This is a genomic window from Brachybacterium muris, assembly GCF_016907455.1.
GTDB classification, from domain to species: domain Bacteria; phylum Actinomycetota; class Actinomycetes; order Actinomycetales; family Dermabacteraceae; genus Brachybacterium; species Brachybacterium muris.
Genome location: NZ_JAFBCB010000001.1, coordinates 502554 through 521353, shown reverse-complemented (window position 1 = coordinate 521353; position 18800 = coordinate 502554). Strand labels below are relative to the sequence as shown.

Annotated in this window: 18 protein-coding genes; 8 read left to right on the top strand and 10 right to left on the bottom strand. The window is 71.1% G+C overall.

Annotated features, from left to right (window positions below; translation table 11 throughout):
- Positions 1-16: 16 nt before the first annotated feature.
- Together JOD52_RS02370 and JOD52_RS02365 are read left to right on the top strand one after the other, a co-directional pair.
- Positions 17-2179, top strand: a complete 2163-nt coding sequence (locus tag JOD52_RS02370) for a helicase-associated domain-containing protein (protein ID WP_204408679.1) — start codon at positions 17-19, stop codon at positions 2177-2179.
- A 208-nt stretch (positions 2180-2387) separates the two neighbouring features.
- Positions 2388-2663: a hypothetical protein gene (locus tag JOD52_RS02365; RefSeq protein ID WP_204408678.1), complete on the top strand. Its 276-nt coding sequence runs from the start codon at positions 2388-2390 to the stop codon at positions 2661-2663.
- Positions 2664-2817: 154 nt separating this feature from the next.
- Here JOD52_RS02365 and gndA read toward each other — a convergent pair whose 3' ends face one another.
- Positions 2818-4374, bottom strand: coding sequence for an NADP-dependent phosphogluconate dehydrogenase (gndA, locus tag JOD52_RS02360; RefSeq protein WP_204408677.1), 1557 nt, complete (start codon positions 4372-4374; stop codon positions 2818-2820).
- 304 nt (positions 4375-4678) lie between these two features.
- Between gndA and JOD52_RS02355 the strand changes: the two genes are divergently transcribed.
- From JOD52_RS02355 to JOD52_RS02335, 5 genes are all read left to right on the top strand, one after another.
- Positions 4679-5542, top strand: a complete 864-nt coding sequence (locus tag JOD52_RS02355; RefSeq protein ID WP_204408676.1) for a hypothetical protein — start codon at positions 4679-4681, stop codon at positions 5540-5542.
- Positions 5543-5603: 61 nt separating this feature from the next.
- On the top strand, positions 5604-7247 hold the full coding sequence (locus JOD52_RS02350) for a DNA repair helicase XPB (protein ID WP_204408675.1): 1644 nt from the start codon (positions 5604-5606) through the stop codon (positions 7245-7247).
- 60 nt (positions 7248-7307) lie between these two features.
- Complete coding sequence (locus JOD52_RS02345; protein ID WP_017822328.1) at positions 7308-7814, top strand: LapA family protein; 507 nt, start codon at positions 7308-7310, stop codon at positions 7812-7814.
- Between the two features lie 110 nt (positions 7815-7924).
- A complete protein-coding gene (locus JOD52_RS02340) occupies positions 7925-8635 on the top strand; it encodes a response regulator transcription factor (RefSeq protein WP_204408674.1) in 711 nt (236 codons plus the stop codon).
- Positions 8636-8639: 4 nt separating this feature from the next.
- Positions 8640-10205 (top strand): ATP-binding protein, encoded by a 1566-nt coding sequence (locus JOD52_RS02335; RefSeq protein WP_204408673.1) that lies wholly within the window; start codon positions 8640-8642, stop codon positions 10203-10205.
- On the opposite strand, the gene JOD52_RS02330 is transcribed toward JOD52_RS02335, so the two are convergent.
- The 7 genes from JOD52_RS02330 to JOD52_RS02300 form a co-directional block, all read right to left on the bottom strand.
- Positions 10174-10746 carry a DUF4031 domain-containing protein gene (locus JOD52_RS02330; RefSeq protein ID WP_204408672.1) on the bottom strand — a complete coding sequence of 191 codons (573 nt, stop codon included), beginning with the start codon at positions 10744-10746 and terminating at the stop codon, positions 10174-10176. The genes JOD52_RS02335 and JOD52_RS02330 overlap by 32 nt on opposite strands.
- Positions 10743-12125, bottom strand: coding sequence for a DUF418 domain-containing protein (locus tag JOD52_RS02325; protein WP_239551739.1), 1383 nt, complete (start codon positions 12123-12125; stop codon positions 10743-10745). Before JOD52_RS02325 ends, JOD52_RS02330 begins: the two co-directional genes overlap by 4 nt.
- A 35-nt stretch (positions 12126-12160) precedes the next feature.
- A complete protein-coding gene (locus tag JOD52_RS02320) occupies positions 12161-12517 on the bottom strand; it encodes a hypothetical protein (protein ID WP_204408671.1) in 357 nt (118 codons plus the stop codon).
- Entirely contained in the window at positions 12514-12972 is a 459-nt protein-coding gene (locus JOD52_RS02315) for an ATP-binding cassette domain-containing protein (protein WP_204408670.1), read from the bottom strand. The genes JOD52_RS02320 and JOD52_RS02315 overlap by 4 nt, the downstream gene beginning before the upstream one ends.
- 30 nt (positions 12973-13002) lie before the next feature.
- A complete protein-coding gene (locus tag JOD52_RS02310; RefSeq protein WP_204408669.1) occupies positions 13003-13425 on the bottom strand; it encodes an ATP-binding cassette domain-containing protein in 423 nt (140 codons plus the stop codon).
- Complete coding sequence (locus JOD52_RS02305; protein WP_204408668.1) at positions 13425-13838, bottom strand: GntR family transcriptional regulator; 414 nt, start codon at positions 13836-13838, stop codon at positions 13425-13427. Before JOD52_RS02305 ends, JOD52_RS02310 begins: the two co-directional genes overlap by 1 nt.
- 130 nt (positions 13839-13968) lie before the next feature.
- Positions 13969-14997, bottom strand: coding sequence for a ribonuclease HI family protein (locus tag JOD52_RS02300; protein ID WP_204408667.1), 1029 nt, complete (start codon positions 14995-14997; stop codon positions 13969-13971).
- A gap of 58 nt (positions 14998-15055) precedes the next feature.
- Here JOD52_RS02300 and JOD52_RS02295 point away from each other — a divergent pair, with 58 nt between their 5' ends.
- Complete coding sequence (locus JOD52_RS02295) at positions 15056-16102, top strand: GNAT family N-acetyltransferase (RefSeq protein WP_204408666.1); 1047 nt, start codon at positions 15056-15058, stop codon at positions 16100-16102.
- Between the two features lie 12 nt (positions 16103-16114).
- Here the strand turns inward: JOD52_RS02295 and JOD52_RS02290 are convergent, their stop codons facing one another.
- Both JOD52_RS02290 and JOD52_RS02285 read right to left on the bottom strand, forming a co-directional pair.
- Positions 16115-17149, bottom strand: coding sequence for an alcohol dehydrogenase catalytic domain-containing protein (locus JOD52_RS02290; protein ID WP_204408665.1), 1035 nt, complete (start codon positions 17147-17149; stop codon positions 16115-16117).
- Positions 17150-17184: 35 nt separating this feature from the next.
- Positions 17185-18675 carry a SulP family inorganic anion transporter gene (locus tag JOD52_RS02285; protein ID WP_204408664.1) on the bottom strand — a complete coding sequence of 497 codons (1491 nt, stop codon included), beginning with the start codon at positions 18673-18675 and terminating at the stop codon, positions 17185-17187.
- Positions 18676-18800: the final 125 nt, after the last annotated feature.

The window sequence follows — 18800 nt, the reverse complement described above, 5'->3', positions numbered from 1 at the left end:
TATGCTGGATGGCACCATGACCGCTGTGATCCGGTCCCTCGCGGACTCCCTGCGACGGTTCGGCGACGACCGCCTCGAGGCCCTGCTCGTCGCCCGACCGGATCTCGCCTCGCCCCTGCCCAAGGGCATCGGCCCGCTCGCCGCGCGCGCCGCCGGGGCCGGCTCCGCCCGGCGCGCCCTGTCGGCCCTGACCCTGCCTGAGCTGCACCTGGTGGAGGCCCTCGCGGTGCTGCCCGACGGTGCCTCCCCCCGCGACCTGGCCGCCGCCGTCTCCTCCGACCCGGCCACCGTCTCCCCCGCCCTGGAGCGCCTGGAGACCCTGGCCGTGGTGTGGGGTGAGGACGCACTGCACCTGATCCGTCCCCTGCGGGAGGGCCTGCGCAGCCCGGCGGGGCTCGCCCCCGCACAGGAGGACGACCCGGCTCCTGACCAGGCCCAGCAGATCGTCGATGCCGCCCGTGAGAAGTACGGCGAGGTGCTCGATGCCCCGGCCTGGGGCCCTGCCGAGGTGCAGGGCAACGGTCGCCTGGCCCAGCAGCTGCGCGAGGCCCGGATCGTGCAGGCCGGCGAGGACGGCACCTGGCAGATCCCCCGCAGCATCCATCTGGCCCTGCGCGAGGGGCGGGTGCGGCGGGTGCACACCGCGCGCCGCCCCGCCCCCGAGGGGCCGCCATTGGGTGAGCGCATCCCTGGCAGCCGCACCGCCCAGGCGGTGGACAGGGCCTTCGAGGCGCTGCGTCTGCTGGGCACCGTGCGGGGCTTCGACGAGGACCCGCCCGGTGTGCTTCGCCGTGGCGGCATCCCCCAGCGGGACCTGAACCGGCTGGCCGAGAGGGCCGGGACCGACCTGCTCACCTATGCGACGGTGCTCCAGACCGCCTGGCAGGCAGGGCTCATCGGCCACGACGGCCAGGAATGGCACCCCACCCAGGACTGGGACGCCCACCGGGGCCGCCCGGCGGAGTCACGCTGGGCCGAGCTCGCCCTCACCTGGGCCCGTGGCCATCACCTGGCCGCGGTGGTGGGCACCCCCGATGCCTCCGGCACTGCCCGTCCCCTGCTCTCGGACACCACTCGCCGCGACGGGGTGCGCACCCGCCGCGGCAGCCTGCTGCGGGCTCTGCGCACCTCCCCCGGCCTCAGCGCCACCGAGGAGTCCCTGCAGGCCTCGCTGGCCTGGGCGTTCCCCCTGGTCCCGGCCTCCGTGATCGCCGAGGAGGTCCGTGCGGCGCTGCGCGAAGGCGAGGCGGTGGGCCTGATCGACGCCGGTGCCCTCACGGTCCTGGGCGGGCAGCTGGTGCTGGCCCTGGACGAGGACGAGATGGCGGCCGATGAACGCCTCACCGAGGCCCTGCGGGTCTCCGCTCCCCCACCGGTGACCGAGGTCCTGGTCGATGCGGACCTCACCATCGTGATCCCCGGTTGGCCTGCGGAGCAGCTGATGCCGCTGCTGGACTGGGCCGAGGTGATCTCCCGCGGCGGCGCGATCACCCTGCGCCTCAGCGCCGCCTCGATCCGTCGGGCGCTCGGCGTGGGCGGGGACGCGCAGGTGCTGCTGGACCTGCTGGCCGCGCACTCCAGCACCCCGCTCCCCCAGGCCCTGGAGTACCTGGTCCGCGACGAGCAGCGGCGCCACGGGCGCGTGCACGTCTCCCGAGCCACCACCGTGCTGCAGGCCGAGGCCGAGGTGCTGGACCTTCTGCAGGCCGCCCCCGAGGCGGCCGCGCTGAACCTGCACCGCCTGGCGCCGACGGTCGCGGTGACCATGTCCGATCCCGGTTTCGCGCTGCAGTGCGCCCGCCGCGCCGGCCTGTCACCCCAGGCCGTGGGTGCCGACGGCCGAGCGGTGGATACCGAACTGTCCCACTCCCTCTCCGGCGGTCCGCTCGCTGCGGACCTGGTGACCGTGGACGGGCCGGAGCTGCGCCTGCCCCCGGCCGAGGTCGTGGCCCGCATCCGCGAGGCCGAGGCGGGCGGTGGGGACCTCAGCGTCACCGACCGCCTGCTGGATGCCATCGCTCAGGGCACCGACCTGGCGCTCGGGATCGTGGACGGTCGCGGCGGAGTGGTGGTCAAGCAGGCCAGGCCGATCTCCCTGGAGGGCGGCAGGCTGCGGGCCCGCGAGGTGGGCCGTGACGAGGAGTTCACGGTGCTGGTGCACCGGGTGACGCTCGGCTGATGCACCGGATGGGCCTGGGCTGGGCTGAACACAGGACCCTTCCGTACGACCTGCGTCGACACGCCGCAGTGATGGGGAGTTGTCCCCATGGCGGTACGGGGTGTGACCTGAGGTACGATCCCCATGGCCAGGCGGTGCGCTCCGCGCGGCCCTCATCGTCCGGTACGCGTCCGCGGCCGGTGACACATTGCTTGGAAGGGGAACCCCCATGACCGCTCCCACCGGCGGCTTCGACGTCGAGTCGATCAAGAAGAACGCCCTCATCGCCACCATCGTCGGTTTCCTGTGCGGCGGGATGATCCCGGGCGTGCTCGGCCTGCTCGGCTACCTCAAGGCCGACACCGAACCCGTCACCGCCAAGAAGTTCACCAAGTGGGCCTGGATCGCCTTCGCGATCATCTGGGTGCTCTCGATCATCGGCATCATCCTGTACTTCGTGCTGATCGCGACCCTGGTGAGCCAGACCGGCACCACCACCTACTGATCCGCTCCTCACCGCTGCCCCTGGTGGGCAAGCGGTGACTGCCAGAAGGCCCGGACCTCGCGGTCCGGGCCTTCTGCTGTGCCGGGGCGGGCCGTCGCCATCCAGGCGGGGCCCGCCCTCAGAGGCGATCCCGCCCTCAGGCGGGATGCTGGCCTCAGGCCGGGTTCTGCCCCTTGCCGTCGGCGGACTCCCGCTGGGTGTGCTCACCGGCCTCGCGGTCCACCACACCGTGGGTGACTCCCTGCTGGTCGGAGTCCTGGCGGGTCTGACGGCGATCCTCGGACCACTCCACGTGGTAGGTGCCCTCGGCGTCCACCCGCTGGTAGGTGTGGGCACCGAAGAAGTCGCGCTGCGCCTGCACCAGGGCCGCCGGGAGGCGCTCGGCACGCACCGCGTCGTAGTACGACAGGGTGGAGGCGAACACCGGCACCGGGTAGCCGGCGGTGGCGGCGTAGGCCACCACACGGCGCCAGGCCGGGATGCACTTCGCGATCTCGGTGGTGAAGTACTCATCGGCCAGCAGCAGCGCGAGGTCCGGCGTGCGCTCGTACGCCTCGGTGATGCGGTTCAGGAAGCGGGCGCGGATGATGCAGCCACCGCGCCAGATCCGTGCCATGTCACCGAGGTTGATGTCCCAGCCGTACTCGTCGGCACCCTTGGCGATCTCGTCGAAGCCCTGGGAGTAGGAGACCAGCTTCGCGGCATAGAGCGCCTTCTGGAGGTCGTCGATGAACTGCTCGCGGTCGGCGATCTCGGGGGCATCGGCCTCGGCCGGGAGCACCGCACGAGCCGCCTCGCGCTGCGGGACGGAGCCGGAGACGAAGCGGGCGAAGGTGGCCTCGGCGATGCCGGTGACCGGCACGCCCAGGTCCAAGGCGGTCTGCACGGTCCAGGCTCCGGTGCCCTTCTGGGCGGCGCGGTCCAGGATCACGTCCACGTAGGGCAGGCCGGAATCGGCGTCGGTGTGGGCCAGCACCTCAGCGGTGATCTCGATCAGGAAGGACTCCAGGTCCCCCTTGTTCCATTCGGCGAAGACCTCGCCGATCTCCGGGGCGCTCATGCCGAGCGCCTTGGACATCATGTCGTAGGCCTCGGAGATGACCTGCATGTCGGCGTACTCGATGCCGTTGTGCACCATCTTCACGAAGTGGCCGGCGCCGTCGGAACCCACGTGGGTGCAGCAGGGCTCGCCGTCCACGTGCGCGGAGATCTTCTCGAACATCGGGCCCAGGCGCTGGTAGGACTCCTTGGTGCCGCCGGGCATGATCGAGGGGCCGTTCAGCGCGCCCTCCTCACCGCCGGAGACGCCGGCGCCCACGAAGTGCAGGCCCTTCTCGCGCAGCGCGGCCTCGCGGCGGCGGGTGTCGGTGAACAGGGCGTTGCCGGCGTCGACGATGATGTCGCCCTCGTCCATCAGGGAGGCGAGCTCGTCGATCACGGCGTCGGTGGGCTTGCCGGCCTTGACCATGATGATGGCCACGCGCGGCTTCTGCAGAGAGGCTACGAAGTCCGCCATGGACTCCGAGGGGTAGAACTCGCCGTCCGAGCCGTGCTCGTTCATGACCTTCTCGGTCTTGCCGACGCTGCGGTTGTGGATCGCGACCTTGAAGCCGTTGCGGGCGAAGTTGCGTGCCAGGTTCGAGCCCATTACGGCCATGCCGGTCACGCCGATGTCGGCGACGTCGGCGGGCGAAGGTTCGAAGGATGCCATGGGAACTCCTCTGGTCGGTGGCTGTCGATCCGGGGTGACGCCCCTGGTGGGGCTTCCTGGAGCCCGGTTCTTCTCGGCCATTCTAGGGACCGGGGACGGATTCGCACGGGGGGCAGGGGCAATCCCCGGCAACCCTCACCCCGGCCACGATCGCGACGGGGGCCGTCACGACTACTGTGGACCTGTCCCGCCCCACCATGTGACCGCCTGCTTCTTTCTGCGGCCTCGGCAGCCCCTCAGGAACATGGCGGCAGCGCGGCCAGCCCAGACCCATTGATCCCCTCGCTCCAGGAGAACCGACGCGATGACCACCTTCCCGCCGCCGTCCTCCCCGTCCCCGGCCCCTGGCACGGGCCCGACGTACGGGCAACCGAGCCCTGCTCCCCAGTGGGCCGAGTCGCAGAGCTCCCAGTCCCCCCTCCCCGGGCCGCAGGACCCCGCACCGCAGGCCACCGCCCCGCATGCACCCGCGCCCGGCACGGATCTCTCCTCCGACCTGGGGGCGGCCCTGAAGTTCTCCGGCAACGCCCTGCTGCGGAACCCGGTGGCGTACCTGGTCTCCGGGCTCATCTACTTCGTGGTGATGATGCTGATCATCGTGGCTGCGGTGGTGGTGCCCATGATGGTGCTGTTCGGCATGCTCACCAGCACGCCGGCCTCCCAGGAGTCACCCGGGGCCGAGATCCTCCTGATCTACGGGCTGATGCTGCTGTTCATGCTGCCGCTGATCCCGCTGATGCTGTTGTGGCAGACGGGTGCTGCGCGATCGGCAGAGGTAGTGCTCCAGGGCGGTCGGCCCACGATCGGCCAGGCCATGGTGGGTCCGATGCGGATCTTCCTGACCGCGCTGCTGGTGGGCGCGATCGCGCTGATCGGCTCCCTGCTGCTGTACATCCCCGGGCTGATCGCCTCTGTGCTCCTGTTCTACGCCATCCCCGCTGCGGTCAAGGGGGCCTCCCCCGTCGAGGCGCTCAAGCAGAGCGTGGCGCTGGTGCGCGCGAATCTGGGCTCCACGATCGTCGCCTGGCTGGTGATGCTGGTGATCAGCAATGTGGCGGGCATGTTCGTGCTGCCGGTGATCGTCGTGATCCCCTTCTATGTGCTGTTCCAGATGGGCATGTTCGAGCGGCTGAACGGGCGCGAGCTCCCCGAGCCTGCCCAGGCATGACCACGGTGTAGCCCGTCTGACCTCACATGGCTCGCTCCTCGCAGGCGCGTAGCCTGGTTCGATGACCGATGGCCCCCTGATCGTCCAGAGCGACAAGTCCCTGCTGCTGGAGGTCGCCCATGAACGGGCGGCCACCGCACGGGCGGCGATCGCCCCGTTCGCCGAACTGGAGCGGGCCCCCGAGCACGTCCACACCTACCGCATCACCGACCTGGGGCTGTGGAACGCCCGCGCCGCCGGCTACGACGCGGAATCGGTGGTGGCGGCGCTGGTGGACAACTCGCGCTATCCCGTGCCCCATTCGCTGCTGATCGACGTGGCCGACACGATGGACCGCTACGGGCGGCTGCAGCTGGTCACCGACCCCCAGCACTCGTTGGTGCTGCACGCCCTGGACCGGGCGGTGCTGGAGGAGGTGATGCGCTCCAAGCGGGTGCAGGGGATGCTCGGTGAGCGCCTGGACGCGGACCGCGTGGCAGTGCACCCCTCGCAGCGCGGCGCGCTGAAGCAGGCCCTGCTGAAGCTGGGCTGGCCGGCGGAGGACCTCGCCGGGTACGTCGACGGCGAGGCCCACCCGATCGCCCTGCGCGACGACGACTGGCAGCTGCGCCCCTACCAGGTGGAGGCGATCGACGGCTTCCGCCACGGCGGCAGCGGCGTGGTGGTGCTGCCCTGCGGCGCCGGGAAGACCCTGGTGGGCGCCGGGGCGATGGCCGCCATGGAGCGCACCACGCTGATCCTGGTGACCTCCACGGTCTCGGCCCGGCAGTGGCGCTCGGAGCTGCTGCGCCGCACCACGCTGACCGAGGAGGAGATCGGCGAGTACTCCGGCGCCACCAAGGAGATCCGTCCCGTCACCATCGCCACCTATCAGGTGCTCACCATGAAGAGGAAGGGCATCCACCCCCACCTGGAGCTCATGAGCGCGCGGGACTGGGGACTGATCGTGTACGACGAGGTCCACCTGCTGCCCGCCCCGGTGTTCCGGATGACGGCGGACCTGCAGGCCCGCCGGCGCCTGGGCCTGACCGCCACGCTGGTGCGGGAGGACGGCCGCGAGGGCGAGGTGTTCTCCCTGATCGGCCCCAAGCGGTACGACGCCCCGTGGCGGGACATCGAGGCCCAGGGGTACATCGCCCCGGCGGACTGCACCGAGGTGCGGGTGGCGATGCCTGCTTCGGACCGGATGGCCTACGCAATGGCCGAGCCGGAGGACCGTGCGCGCCTTGGTGCGGCGCACCCGGCGAAGCACGCCGTGGTGGAGCAGATCGCCCAGCGGCATGCCGGCGAGCCGATGCTGGTGATCGGCCAGTACCTGGACCAGCTCGAGGAGATCGCCGAGCGGTTGGACGCTGATCTGATCACAGGGAAGACCCCGGTCAAGCGCCGGCAGGAGCTGTTCGACGCGTTCCGTGCCGGGCAGATCACCCGCCTGGTGGTCTCCAAGGTCGCGAACTTCTCGATCGACCTGCCGGAGGCCTCCGTGGCTGTGCAGGTCAGCGGCGCCTTCGGGTCCCGGCAGGAGGAGGCGCAGCGTCTGGGACGCCTGCTGCGGCCCAAGGCCGACGGCCGCACCGCGCACTTCTACACGGTGGTGGTGCGGGACACCCAGGACCAGGACTTCGCTGCGAACCGGCAGCGGTTCCTGGCCGAGCAGGGCTACGCCTACCGCATCGTGGACGCGGAGGATCTGGCCGGTGGCTAGAGTGGTCCCAGCGCGGCGGGAACCGGCCGTGGCCACCCGTTCTTCCCCGAGGAGCACTCCATGAGCACCGGACCTGAGCAGCACGGACGCGAGAACCTGGACCGCCCGGTCACCCGCGAGCCCCTGGGCCCTGATGGGGGTCGGGACCTGCGTGACCGTGGCCCTGCCCCCGATGACCGCAGGGCCGGTGAGAGTCGCGTTGATGAGCGTCGCGCTGATGGTCGTCGTACCGAGCCTGCCCCGGCCCCCGCGCGGGAGCAGCACGATCCGGCGGTCGAGCCCGAGCCCCGCAGCGGCGGCAAGACGGCCGCGATCTGGATCTCTCTGATCCTGGGCGCGATCATCCTGATCCTGCTGCTGATCTTCGTGATCCAGAACAACGTCACCGCCACGTTCCAGTACTTCAACGCACAGTTCGACCTGCCCCTGGGCGTGGCGATGCTGCTGGCCGCGATCGCCGGTGCACTGGTGATGGCCCTGGTGGGATCGATGCGGATGATCCAGATGGGCTGGACCATCCGCAAGCTGCGTCGTCAGCAGGAGAAGATCCAGCGCGCCGTGCGCTGAGGTCCGCACCGGGCTGCGGGGCACGCCTTCCAGGGCTCGCACCTTCATCCTCGACACCGCGTACAGTGAACGTCCAGCTGACTCCCAACTGAACGGAGGACGGTGGACCCATGACTGAACACCAGGAGTTCGAGGCCCGCCTTCTCGTCGTGGATGACGAGCCCAACATCCGCGACCTGTTGGCCACGTCGCTGCGGTTCGCCGGCTTCGAGGTGTTCACCGCCGCGACCGGCAACGAGGCGATCCAGACCGCCACCGAGCACCAGCCCGATCTGGTGGTGCTGGACGTGATGCTGCCGGACATGGACGGCTTCACCGTGACCCGTCGTCTGCGCGACCGCGGCGAGCAGTACCCGATCCTGTTCCTCACCGCCCGTGACGAGACCAAGGACAAGGTGGCCGGCCTCACCGTGGGCGGCGACGACTACGTCACCAAGCCCTTCAGCCTCGAGGAGGTCGTGGCCCGCATCCGTGCGGTGCTGCGCCGCACCCACGGCGGGGTGGACCCCACCGTGGACAGCGCCCTGGTGGTGGGCGATCTGCGCCTGGACGAGGACTCCCACGAGGTGTACCGGGGCGACGTGGTGATCGACCTGTCCCCCACCGAGTTCAAGCTGCTGCGCTACCTGATGCTCAACGCCGGTCGCGTGGTCTCCAAGACCCAGATCCTGGACCATGTGTGGGACTACGACTGGTCCGGCGAGGTGGGCATCGTGGAGTCCTACATCTCCTACCTGCGCCGCAAGATCGACGTGGTGGGCGAGCCGATGATCCACACCAAGCGCGGCATCGGCTACGTCCTGCGCGCCGCCGAGGGCTGAGGGTGTGGCGCTGCCCGCCCTGCGCCCCGAACGTCCCGTCTCCCTGTGGACGCGGATCGTCGCGCTGATCTCCCTGCTGCTGGTGACCGGCACCGCCATCACCGGCAGCCTCTCGCTGTTCCTGTTGAACCGCACCCTGATCCAGTCGGTCGACAACGACCTACGGGCCGGGATGAGCGAGATGCTCACGCTCGCCCAGCTGGAGCTGGCCGGTGACGACGACGCGGTGCAGAGCGCCGGCTACACCCCGGTGGAGTACGCGGTGGAGATCCGCGACCACGACGGCAACCCCATCGAGAACGTGATCGTCCACCACGGTGACGGCGACCTGGAGATCGACTTCCCGGACCTCACCGACGAGGAGATCGTGCACCGCGGCGGCAGGCCGTTCACGGTGATCGACTCCAACGAGAACCGGTGGCGGGTGGCGGCGGTGCTCAGCACCGGCCCGGACCTGGGCAGCATGTACGTGGCGCTGCCGTTGACGGGCGTGGACCGCACGATGCACGAGATGGCGCTGATCATCGTGCTGGTGGGCACCCTGGTGGTGCTGGTGGGGATGGGCCTGGGCGGGTACATGACCCACCGTTCCCTGGAACCGCTGCAGGACGTGGAGGCCACGGCCTCGCAGATCGCCGCCGGCAACCTCTCCCGCCGTGTGCCGGTCAGCGACACCAGCCTGGAGGTGCACGCCCTGGCGCTGTCGGTCAACGAGATGCTGGTGCACATCGAGCAGTCCTTCGCGGCCCGCTCGGAGTCCGAGGAGCGGGCCACCCGCTCGGAGGCGAAGATGCGCCGCTTCGTGGGCGATGCCTCCCATGAGCTGCGCACCCCGCTGGCCGCGATCCGCGGCTTCGGCGAGCTGTACCGGATGGGTGCCCTGCGCACCGACGAGGACGTGGCCCAGGCGATGCGCCGCATCGAGGACGAGGCCCGTCGCATGGGCTCCCTGGTGGAGAACCTGCTGCGCCTGGCCCGCCTGGACGAGAAGCCCGATCTGGATGTGGCCCCGCTGGACCTGTCCGATGCCCTGTTCGACGCGGCCCAGGACCTGCGCGCCCTGGACCCCAGCCGCCAGGTGATGGTGACCTCCCTGTCCGGCACCCCGATCTCCGTGCACCCCCACGTCCCGGTTGGCGTGATGGGGCACGAGCCCTCGCTGCGCCAGGTGATCCTGAACCTGGTGGGCAACGCCAACCGCCACACCCCCAAGGGCTCCCCGGTGGAGATCGCCGTGGGTGCCACGGATCGCGGCACGGTGCTGATCGAGGTGCGCGACCACGGGGCCGGGATCTCCGAGGACCAGCGGGACAAGGTCTTCGAGCGGTTCTACCGCACCGATGAGTCCCGTTCGCGTTCGGCCACCCAGGGGGGCGGCGCGGGCCTGGGCCTGTCGATCGCCGCCTCCATCGTGGAGCAGCACGAGGGCAGCATCGGTGCACGGGAGACCCCGGGCGGAGGCGCCACGTTCTGGGTGGAGCTGCCCGGTGCGACGGTGGATTCCGAGCACCTGGCACGGCCCGATCAGGTGCGGGCACTCACCCTGCCCACGAGCCCTGATCCGGCCTGAGGGCCACGTCCATCACCTGGCCGACGAAACCCGCCTCGCCGCGTGCCCGGGCGGCAGCGTCCGCCAGCGCAAGGAAGTCATCGGCGGCCCTGCGCCCTGCCTGGTCGCGGGCTTCGATCCGCGCCGGCTGAGAGGCGTCGTCCCTGGTGAGGCGGTAGGCGCCGGGCTCATCGGGCAGTGGGTCCACGTGGCCGAGCAGACCGACGATCAGGTCTCGCGGCACCCGCTCCAGCCCCAGCAGGGCAGCATCGCGGGCAGTGCGCCGGGCTCGCGCGGCGGGCCGGTCCACCAGCGGCACCCGCAGGCCCGAGGCGATGAGGATGCGGGTGAGCTCGCGGCCGTCGACGAACACCACGCCGGCGCGCTCCAGCGCCGGGCGCTGCGCGGTGGGCCAGTCGTAGTGGTCCAGGTCGAAGGCACGCGGGGGCAGGCCGGCGAGGGCTGCGCGTTCGTGCAGCTCCCCCAGCGAGATGTCGGAGATCAGGTGGCCCCACACGGTGCCGTGCCTGCCCCAGAGCGGGGTGTCGGCGTACACGGTCATGGGGTGCTCCCCCGTCCCGGGCGTCGAGGACCGGGGGTCGGATCCGTAGGCGCCGTGCCTGTCCTCGCCGGGCCGCCTCGGCGCGGGGAGGTGGATCCACCCAGCTTCCGCAGCACTACCTCGAGGGGGCCGCGCCTGCCGGCCCGGCGCAGCAGCACTGCGACAACCACCATCACCAGCCAGCTCACCAGCACGATCACCGCGGCACCGGCGGAGCCCACCCGGGCCCCGAGGTCCAGGGTGTAGGGCGGGAACAGGGCCATGAACACGGCCGACTGCGCCACGTAGGCGGTCAGCGCCATCGCCCCGAGCGCTTCCACCGCGTACACCGCCCGCGCAGGGACGCCGAGGCCCGGAGTGCCGGGAGCCCCGTTGCTGCGGCGCACGTGATCGGCGATCAAGGCTGCGGCAGCGGCTGCACCGAGGGCACCCACCACCCCGCTGAACTGGTGGACCACCCCCAGGATCCCCAGGGCGATCTCGTTGTCGAGCACGTCGTGGTGAGGGTCGAACACCAGCACGGCGGTGAGAGGAAGGGCTCCGGCCAGGCCCACCGCGATCCCCCATTGGGCGGTGGGGACCAGCAGGTCCCGGTTGGGCTGGACCTGCTCGAACAGGTGGATGCGTGCGGCGAGGGCTCCGATCACCATCGGCCCCAGCAGCCCCAGGTCGGTCGCGAGGGAGGAGCCGACCACGTACAGCATGTCCCAGGCACGGATCTCCAGGCCCTCGAGGTAGGTGGCGGCGCTCGCCTCGGGGTAGCCGTCCATGCCCCACAGGCCGATGGTGCCGTCGGCCCAGCCCCAGAAGGCAAGCAGGGGCGTGGTGAGGATCGCGGCGACCGGCAGCAGCCACCGCTTGCGCACGGTCACCAGTACCGCGCACAGCATCCCGATGATGGCGTAGGAGGCCAGGATGTCGCCGCTGAACAGCAGGATCCCGTGGGCCAGGCCCAGCAGCAGGAGCACCAGGTGGCGGCGTGCGGTGCGGGCCAGGAAGGTGCGGGCGCGCTCCCCGCGGGCCCGGGAGCGGCGGTGCAGGATCCCGATGCCGTAGCCGAACAGCATCGCGAACAGGGGGAAGCCGCGGTTGTCGATGGTGAACGAGGCGATCACGTCCACGACGCGGTCGGCGACGGTGGCGTCGGCCTGCTTGAGCAGCACCGTCCACTCGGTGCCGTGGAGCCAGCCGATGGTGTTGGCCATGGCGATGCCCAGCAGGGCAAGGCCCCGGGCAAGGTCCGGCCCGCCGGCGCGCTCGGCCAGGGCGACGGAGGTGGCGGGTGAGCGCTTGACGCGCCGAGTCGATGGGGCCGACGGACCTGATGTGCCCCGCGGGGCCGGGCGCCTGGCGGCGGGGCCGACGGCGGGAGTGGTCATGGCGGTCATCGTCCCACGGCCGGGCACCGGTGCTGTCAGGCCGTCCGGATCCAGCGCCGCCTGCGCCACAGCAGCACCAGGATCGCGCTTCCGAGCGCGAGCGCCATGGTGATCCACTGCGCGGTGGCGGAGGTAGCGATCATCGTGGAGGGATCGCCGGCGCTCGGGCCACCCTCCTCGAGGACCCTGAGCACCCACCAGGCCCCGGCCAGGACGAACCCCAGGTGGATCCCACCGAACACGCTCAGTTGGCTGACCGCGACGGCCAGCAGCCCGTAGAAGCCCACCAGGGCCTGGTGATGCTCACGCTCCAGAGCGAAGGCGCGGCGCAGCGGCGTGGTGGGCCGCTCCCGGTGCGTCGTGATGACGACGGTGCTGAGTGCGTGGTTCATCGCGCGGCCTCCCGCAGGGTGAAGGTGAGGACGTCCTGGATGGTGGCCCGTCGCAGGTCTGAGTCCTTCGGCAGGAACAGGGCATCCTCGGTGTCCACGAGTCCCTCCATCACGTCCCCTGCTCGTCGGGCACCGGTGAGCAGGCCCATCGGCGCAGTGGGTTCGTGCCGTGACGCAGGCTCCCGGGGAACAGTGGCGACGAGGTGACGCTCAGCTGCGTCCGCAAGGTCCTCGTCCAGCAGCACGCTCCCGTCGTGCAGCAGCACCACATGGTCCACGAACCGCTCCAGGCTGCCCAGCTCGTGCGTGGACAGGAGGATGGTGCGGTCCTCCCCCGCGGCCTGGTGACGGCGCAGTTCTTCCAGCACGTCCTCCCTGGCCAGGGGGTCCAGACGCGCGAAGGGCTCATCGAGCATCAGCAGCGAGGGAGCTGTGCCGAGGCCCACCGCGAGCATCAACCGGGTGCGCTGGCCGGCGGAGAGGCTCTAGATGGGGGCGCCGGGGTCGATCCCTGCACGGCGCAGGCGACGCCCGATGCCCCGGGCATCCACCGTCCTCTCCATCCGTCGCAGCATGAGCACCATGTCGTCGGCCGACCAGCGGTCGGGGTAGTACGACGCATCCGGCACCACGGACACCCCTGCCGGGAGAGAGTCCTCCGGGCCACCCATGGGGCTGCCCAGCACGGTGACGGTGCCGGCCGTGGGGCCGATGGCGCCGGCGAGGGTGCGCAGCAAGGTGGTCTTGCCGGCGCCGTTGCTGCCCACCAGTGCGGTGACCTGCCCGGTGGGGATCGTGAGGGAGACGTCGTGGAGTGCCCGGTGCGGGGCCCCGCCGAAGCGGCGCTGGGAGGGCAGGTGCACGGTGAGGTCGCGGACGTCGACGGCGGGGGCGAGTGCGGTGATCATCAGGTCTCCTGGTCCGTGGCGCGGAGGGGCCGCACGTCAGCGTCGGTGTGGAGGCTCGTATCGAGCATCCGGTGCAGTTCGTCGGCGTCGATGCCGGCGATGCGGGCGGTACGGGTCGCCTCGTCGAGGGCCTCACTGATACGCGTGCGGGCCCGCTCCTGCAGGGCGCCGGTGGGCTGGTCACGCACGAACACTCCGCGGCCCTGCTGGGGGACCACGAGGCCGTCGCTGACCAGCTCGTTGTAGGCGCGGGTGGTGGTGATGACGCTGACCCGCAGGTCCCGTGCCAGGGACCGGATGGAGGGAAGGGCCTCACCGGGGGCGAGACGACCGGAGACGATGGCCTCGGCGATGCCGGTGCGGATCTGCTCGTAGATCGGCTCCGAGGCGGCGGGATCGATGGGGATGTGCATGGCGTTCCCCCTCCCGATCCTCAGTGATCCTACTGTCTATACACAGCATAGACAGTTGCGAGAAGGGGGTGTCAAGGAGTCTTCCGGTATCGCTGAGACCGACAGGGTCCCGGCCTCGCGGCCGTTCCTGTCAGTGCGACGGATCCCCAGCCGGGGTGCCCTGGTGGTGGCGCAGCAGCCAGCGGTCGCCTTCGCGCAACCAGATCGAGCTGCGCTCCACGGCGCCGTCCGGCCCGGTGGTGACGTACCGCAGCAGGATCACACCGGCAGCGATCTCATCGGCCACGAAGTCGCTGGCCTCCACGCCCGGCAGTGGTGCGAGCGCATCGAGGATCTCCTCGCGGTCGTAGGTGCGGCCGCTGGCCCCCACTTCGGTGAAGGCGGAGTGCAGCAGTGCGGCGGCGCTCGGGGGGTCGCTGCGCACCATGTCGCTCAGCAGCACCTGCTCCCGGGCTGTGACCTGCTCGAACGGGGTGGCGTCCGGGTCGGCAGCATCGACGTCGGGAGCGGCGGGGGCTTCGTCGAACAGGCTGAAGAGGTCGTCGGCCAGCTCCGGAGTGACCGGGGAGTCGGTGCCGGCCCCGCCGCGCGGGGGGAGAGCCGGAGCAGCGGAGCGGGCCGGAGCAGCGGATTGCGCCGGGGCCGGGGGCATCTCCATGGCGGGCGCGGCTGCAGCGCCCGCTCCCCCGCCTGATGCACGGTACCCGGGGCCCACCTGGGGGTCCTGTTTCTTGGAGAAGGCGGTGGCGGCGGCGTTGGCGCGCTTGTCGGCGGCCTCGTTCATGGCGTGGCCGGAATGGCCCTTGACCCACTCGAACTCGACGCTGCGGCCGGCGAGCGCACGGTCGATCGCCTGCAGCAGCTCGACGTTCATCACTGGCTTGCCGTCCTTCTTGCGCCACCCCTTGCGCTTCCAGCCCGGCATCCACTTCGTGACCGAGTTGATGACGTACTGGCTGTCGCACAGGATGACCAGGTGCTGATCGGCGTCCTCCGCGGTGGCCTCCAGCAGGTCCAGCACGGCCTTCAGCTCCCCCATGTTGTTGGTGCCGTGGGGCCAGCCGCCGGCCCGCCAGGTGTTCTCGTCGATGTACCAGGCCCAGCCGGCCGGGCCGGGGTTGCCGAGGGCGGAGCCGTCGGCCGCAGCGGTGATCGTCATGGCGTTCATGGTTCCACAGCGGCCCGACATCCCTGACCGCACTGGTTACGATCCTCCGGTGACCTCCGCAGATTCCCTGACCCGTGATCCCTCGACTGATAGTCGCCTGACCTGGACCTCCCTCACCCTGGGCGATGCCGAGGCGCTCGCTGCGCTCATCACCCGGGCCGATGCCCACGACGGGTTCGAGGAGGTCACCGAGGCTGCGAGCATGCGTGAGTGGCTCACCATGCCGGGGCTGGATCTTGCTGCGGACTCCGTGGCCGTGCGCCGGGACGGGGAGATGATCGCCTTCGGCATCGCCGATGTCGCGACCAGCCCGGACCGCGAAGGCCGCGTGCGTGCGGGCATCGCCGGTGTCGTCGCCCCGGAGCACCGCCGGTGCGGCATCGGCACCCGCATCCTGGACCTCACCGAGGCCAGGGCCGCTGCGCTCGCAGCCGAACGCCATCCTGATCGGCCCGCCCACCTCCGGGCCTCCGGCGGCGTCGATGCCCCCGCCGGGCAGGACCCGACGAGCCCGGGCGGCAAGCGGGATGCCCGCGCCCTGCTGGAGCTGCGCGGCTACGCGCGGGCCCGCTCCTGGTCCGAGATGACCATCGCGCTGCAGGACGCCGATCTGCCCGTGCCGGAGATCGCCGGGGGCGATGACGTCGAGGTGATCGCACCGGGGCCGGACCACCAGGAACCCACGCGCCTCGCCCATGCGGCAGCATTCGCCGACCATTGGGGCTCCACCACCCCACCGCCGGAGCGGTGGGCCGTCTGGTGGAACTCCCACACTGCTCGCCCGCAGCAGTCCTCGGTCGCGGTGGACCCGGGCGGCACCGTGCTGGGGTACGTGGTGGCCTCGGAGGACAAGCCCTCGGTGCTGCACCTGGCGCTGGTGGGAACCCGGCCCGAGGCCCGCGGGCGGGGCATCGCCCGCGCGGTGATCGCGCGGTCACTGCGGGCCGCTGCTGAGGCCGGCTTCGAGACGGCCGAGCTGGAGGTGGACACGGAGTCGCTGAACGGTGCGGGCCGCCTCTACGAGTCGCTCGGCTTCACGGTGCACCGGGTCTCGGCGACCTACCAGAAGCCGATCATCCCCACTCCCCGGGCCTGACCTTTCCCTGCATCACCGCAGGCGGGCCACCGTCATCCCGGCGACCACAGGCGGCTCCCCCATCGCGACCATCGCCGCGGGGAGATCCTCGACGCTGATCACCCGGCCCACCGTGCGGCCCAGGTCCAGCCGGCCGTCGGCGATCTCGGTCAGCATGGCGGCGTACTCGGTGGCGGCCAGGCCGTGGCTGCCCCTGATCTGCAGCTCCTGGGCGATCACCTGGCCCATCGGGAGGGGCGGGTCGGCGTCCTTGCCCAGCAGCAGCCCCACCTGCACGTGACGGCCCCGCGGTCGCAGTGCCTGGATCCCCGCTCGGGCGGTGGCAGCGGAGCCCAGCGCATCCAGCGCGACGTGGGCACCACCGCCGGTCATCTCGCGGATCTGCGCAGCCACGTCCGGCCCGCTGCGAAGAGCACGGGCACCCAGCGCTGCGGCCGCTTCGAGGCTGGCATCGGAGACGTCCACGGCGATCACCTCGGCGCCCGCCGCGAGGGCCACCATCACGCAGGCAAGGCCCAGCCCGCCGCAGCCGATCACCGCGACCTGCTCGGCCACCTGCACCTCACCCTGCACCCTCACGGCGTGGAAGGCAGTGCCCACCCGGCAGCCGAGGCCCGCGGCGAGCGTCATGTCGAGCGCGTCGGGAAGGGCCACCAGGTTGTGGTCGGCCTGGTGGACCACCACCTGCTCGGCCCAGGAACCGGGCAGGTCGAACCCGGGCTGGCGCTGGTGGGGGCACACCTGTGAGGCGCCGGCCAAGCACTGCTCGCAGCGGCCGCAGGCGAAGATGAACGGAGCCGTGACACGGTCCCCGGCCCGGAACCCGGTCACCTCCTGGCCCACCTGCGCGATGACCCCGGCGAACTCGTGGCCGGGCACGTGCGGGAGGCGCACCGAGTCGTCGTGGCCCTGCCAGGCGTGCCAGTCGCTGCGGCACACCCCGGTGGCGTGGACCTCGACCACCGCGCCGTGCGCCGGGCAGACGGGATCGGGCGCCTCGCCCAGGCGCGGCGGCTGACCGAAGGTGTCGATGATGCAGGCTCTCATGGGGCCATCCTGCCGGACCTCGCTCAGCGCCCGGCTCAGTGCCCTTCGCCGAGGTTGCCGGAGAGCAGTTCCAGGCGCTCGGCGCCGGCACCGTCCAGGCCCACGATGCGGGCCTCCTTGCCGCGGTCGCGGTACTTGGCGATCACCGCGTCCAGGGAGGCCACGGTGGAGGCGTCCCACACCTCCGCATCGGTGAGGTCGATGATCACGGTGGCGGGGTCACCGGCGTAGTCGAACTGGTAGACGAGGTCGTTGCTGGAGGCGAAGAACAGCTGACCCTTGACGCGGTACCGGCGGATGTCCACCGTGCCGTCGCCGTCCACGTCCGTCTCCCACACCTTCTCGATGCGGGTCAGGTGGGCGACGCGACGGGCGAACATGACCATCGCGCACACCACGCCGAGCACCACACCGATGGCGAGGTTGTCGGTGACCACGGTGGCGATCACGGTGGTGGCCATGACGGCCGTCTCCGACAGCGGCATGCGGCGCAGGGTGGAGGGGCGCACGCTGTGCCAGTCGAAGGTTCCGACGGAGACCATGATCATCACGGCGACCAGTGCGGCCATCGGGATCAGGCCCACGATGTCACCGAGTGCCACGACCAGGATCAGCAGGAACACGCCGGCCAGGAAGGTGGAGATCCGGGTGCGTGCTCCGGACTCCTTCACGTTGATCATGGTCTGCCCGATCATGGCGCAGCCGCCCATGCCGCCGAAGAAGCCGGTGACCACGTTCGCCACGCCCTGGCCCCAGCTCTCGCGGGTCTTGTTGGAGTGGGTGTCGGTGATGTCGTCCACCAGTTTGGCGGTCAGCAGCGACTCCATCAGCCCCACCAGTGCCATCGCCAGCGCGTAGGGGGCGATGATGCGCAGGGTCTCCAGGGTGAACGGCACGTCGGGGATCAGCAGCTGCGGCAGGGAATCGGGCAGCTCGCCCTGGCTGCCGACGTTCGGCACCCGCCAGCCGGCGACGACCACCAGCACCGTGAGCACCACGATCGCAATCAGCGGGGCGGGCACCACCTGGGTGAGCTTCGGCAGGCCTACCAGCATCGCCAGTCCCGCGATGGTCAGCGGGTACACCAGCCAGGGCAGGTCCGGGCCGATCAGGTGCGGCAGCTGGGCGATGAAGATCAGGATCGCCAGGGAGTTGACGAAGCCCACCATCACCGAGCGCGGGATGAACCGCATCAGCTTCGCCACTCCCAGCACGGCCAGCAGGATCTGCAGCAGACCCGCGAGGATCACGGTGGCGATCAGGTAGTCCACACCGTGGGAGGCCACCACGGGCGCGACAACCAGCGCGACGGCTCCGGTGGCGGCGGAGATCATCGCGGGGCGACCGCCCACCACAGAGATGGTGACCGCCATCGTGAACGAGGCGAACAGGCCCAGGCGCGGGTCCACGCCCGCCAGGATCGAGAAGGAGATCGCCTCGGGGATCAGGGCGAGGGCGACCACCAGGCCGGCCAGGACCTCAGTCTTCAACCGGCGCGGGTCCCGCAGCGCGTCCCTGACGCGCATCGGCGTCCCCTGTGAGTGGGGGACACCCTCGTGCGGGGCGGAAGGAGCAGAGCCGGTGGGTGCGGAACCGGTGGGTGCGGAACCGGCGGGAACGGGATCAGGCACAGGGGAACCTCGGACGTGTG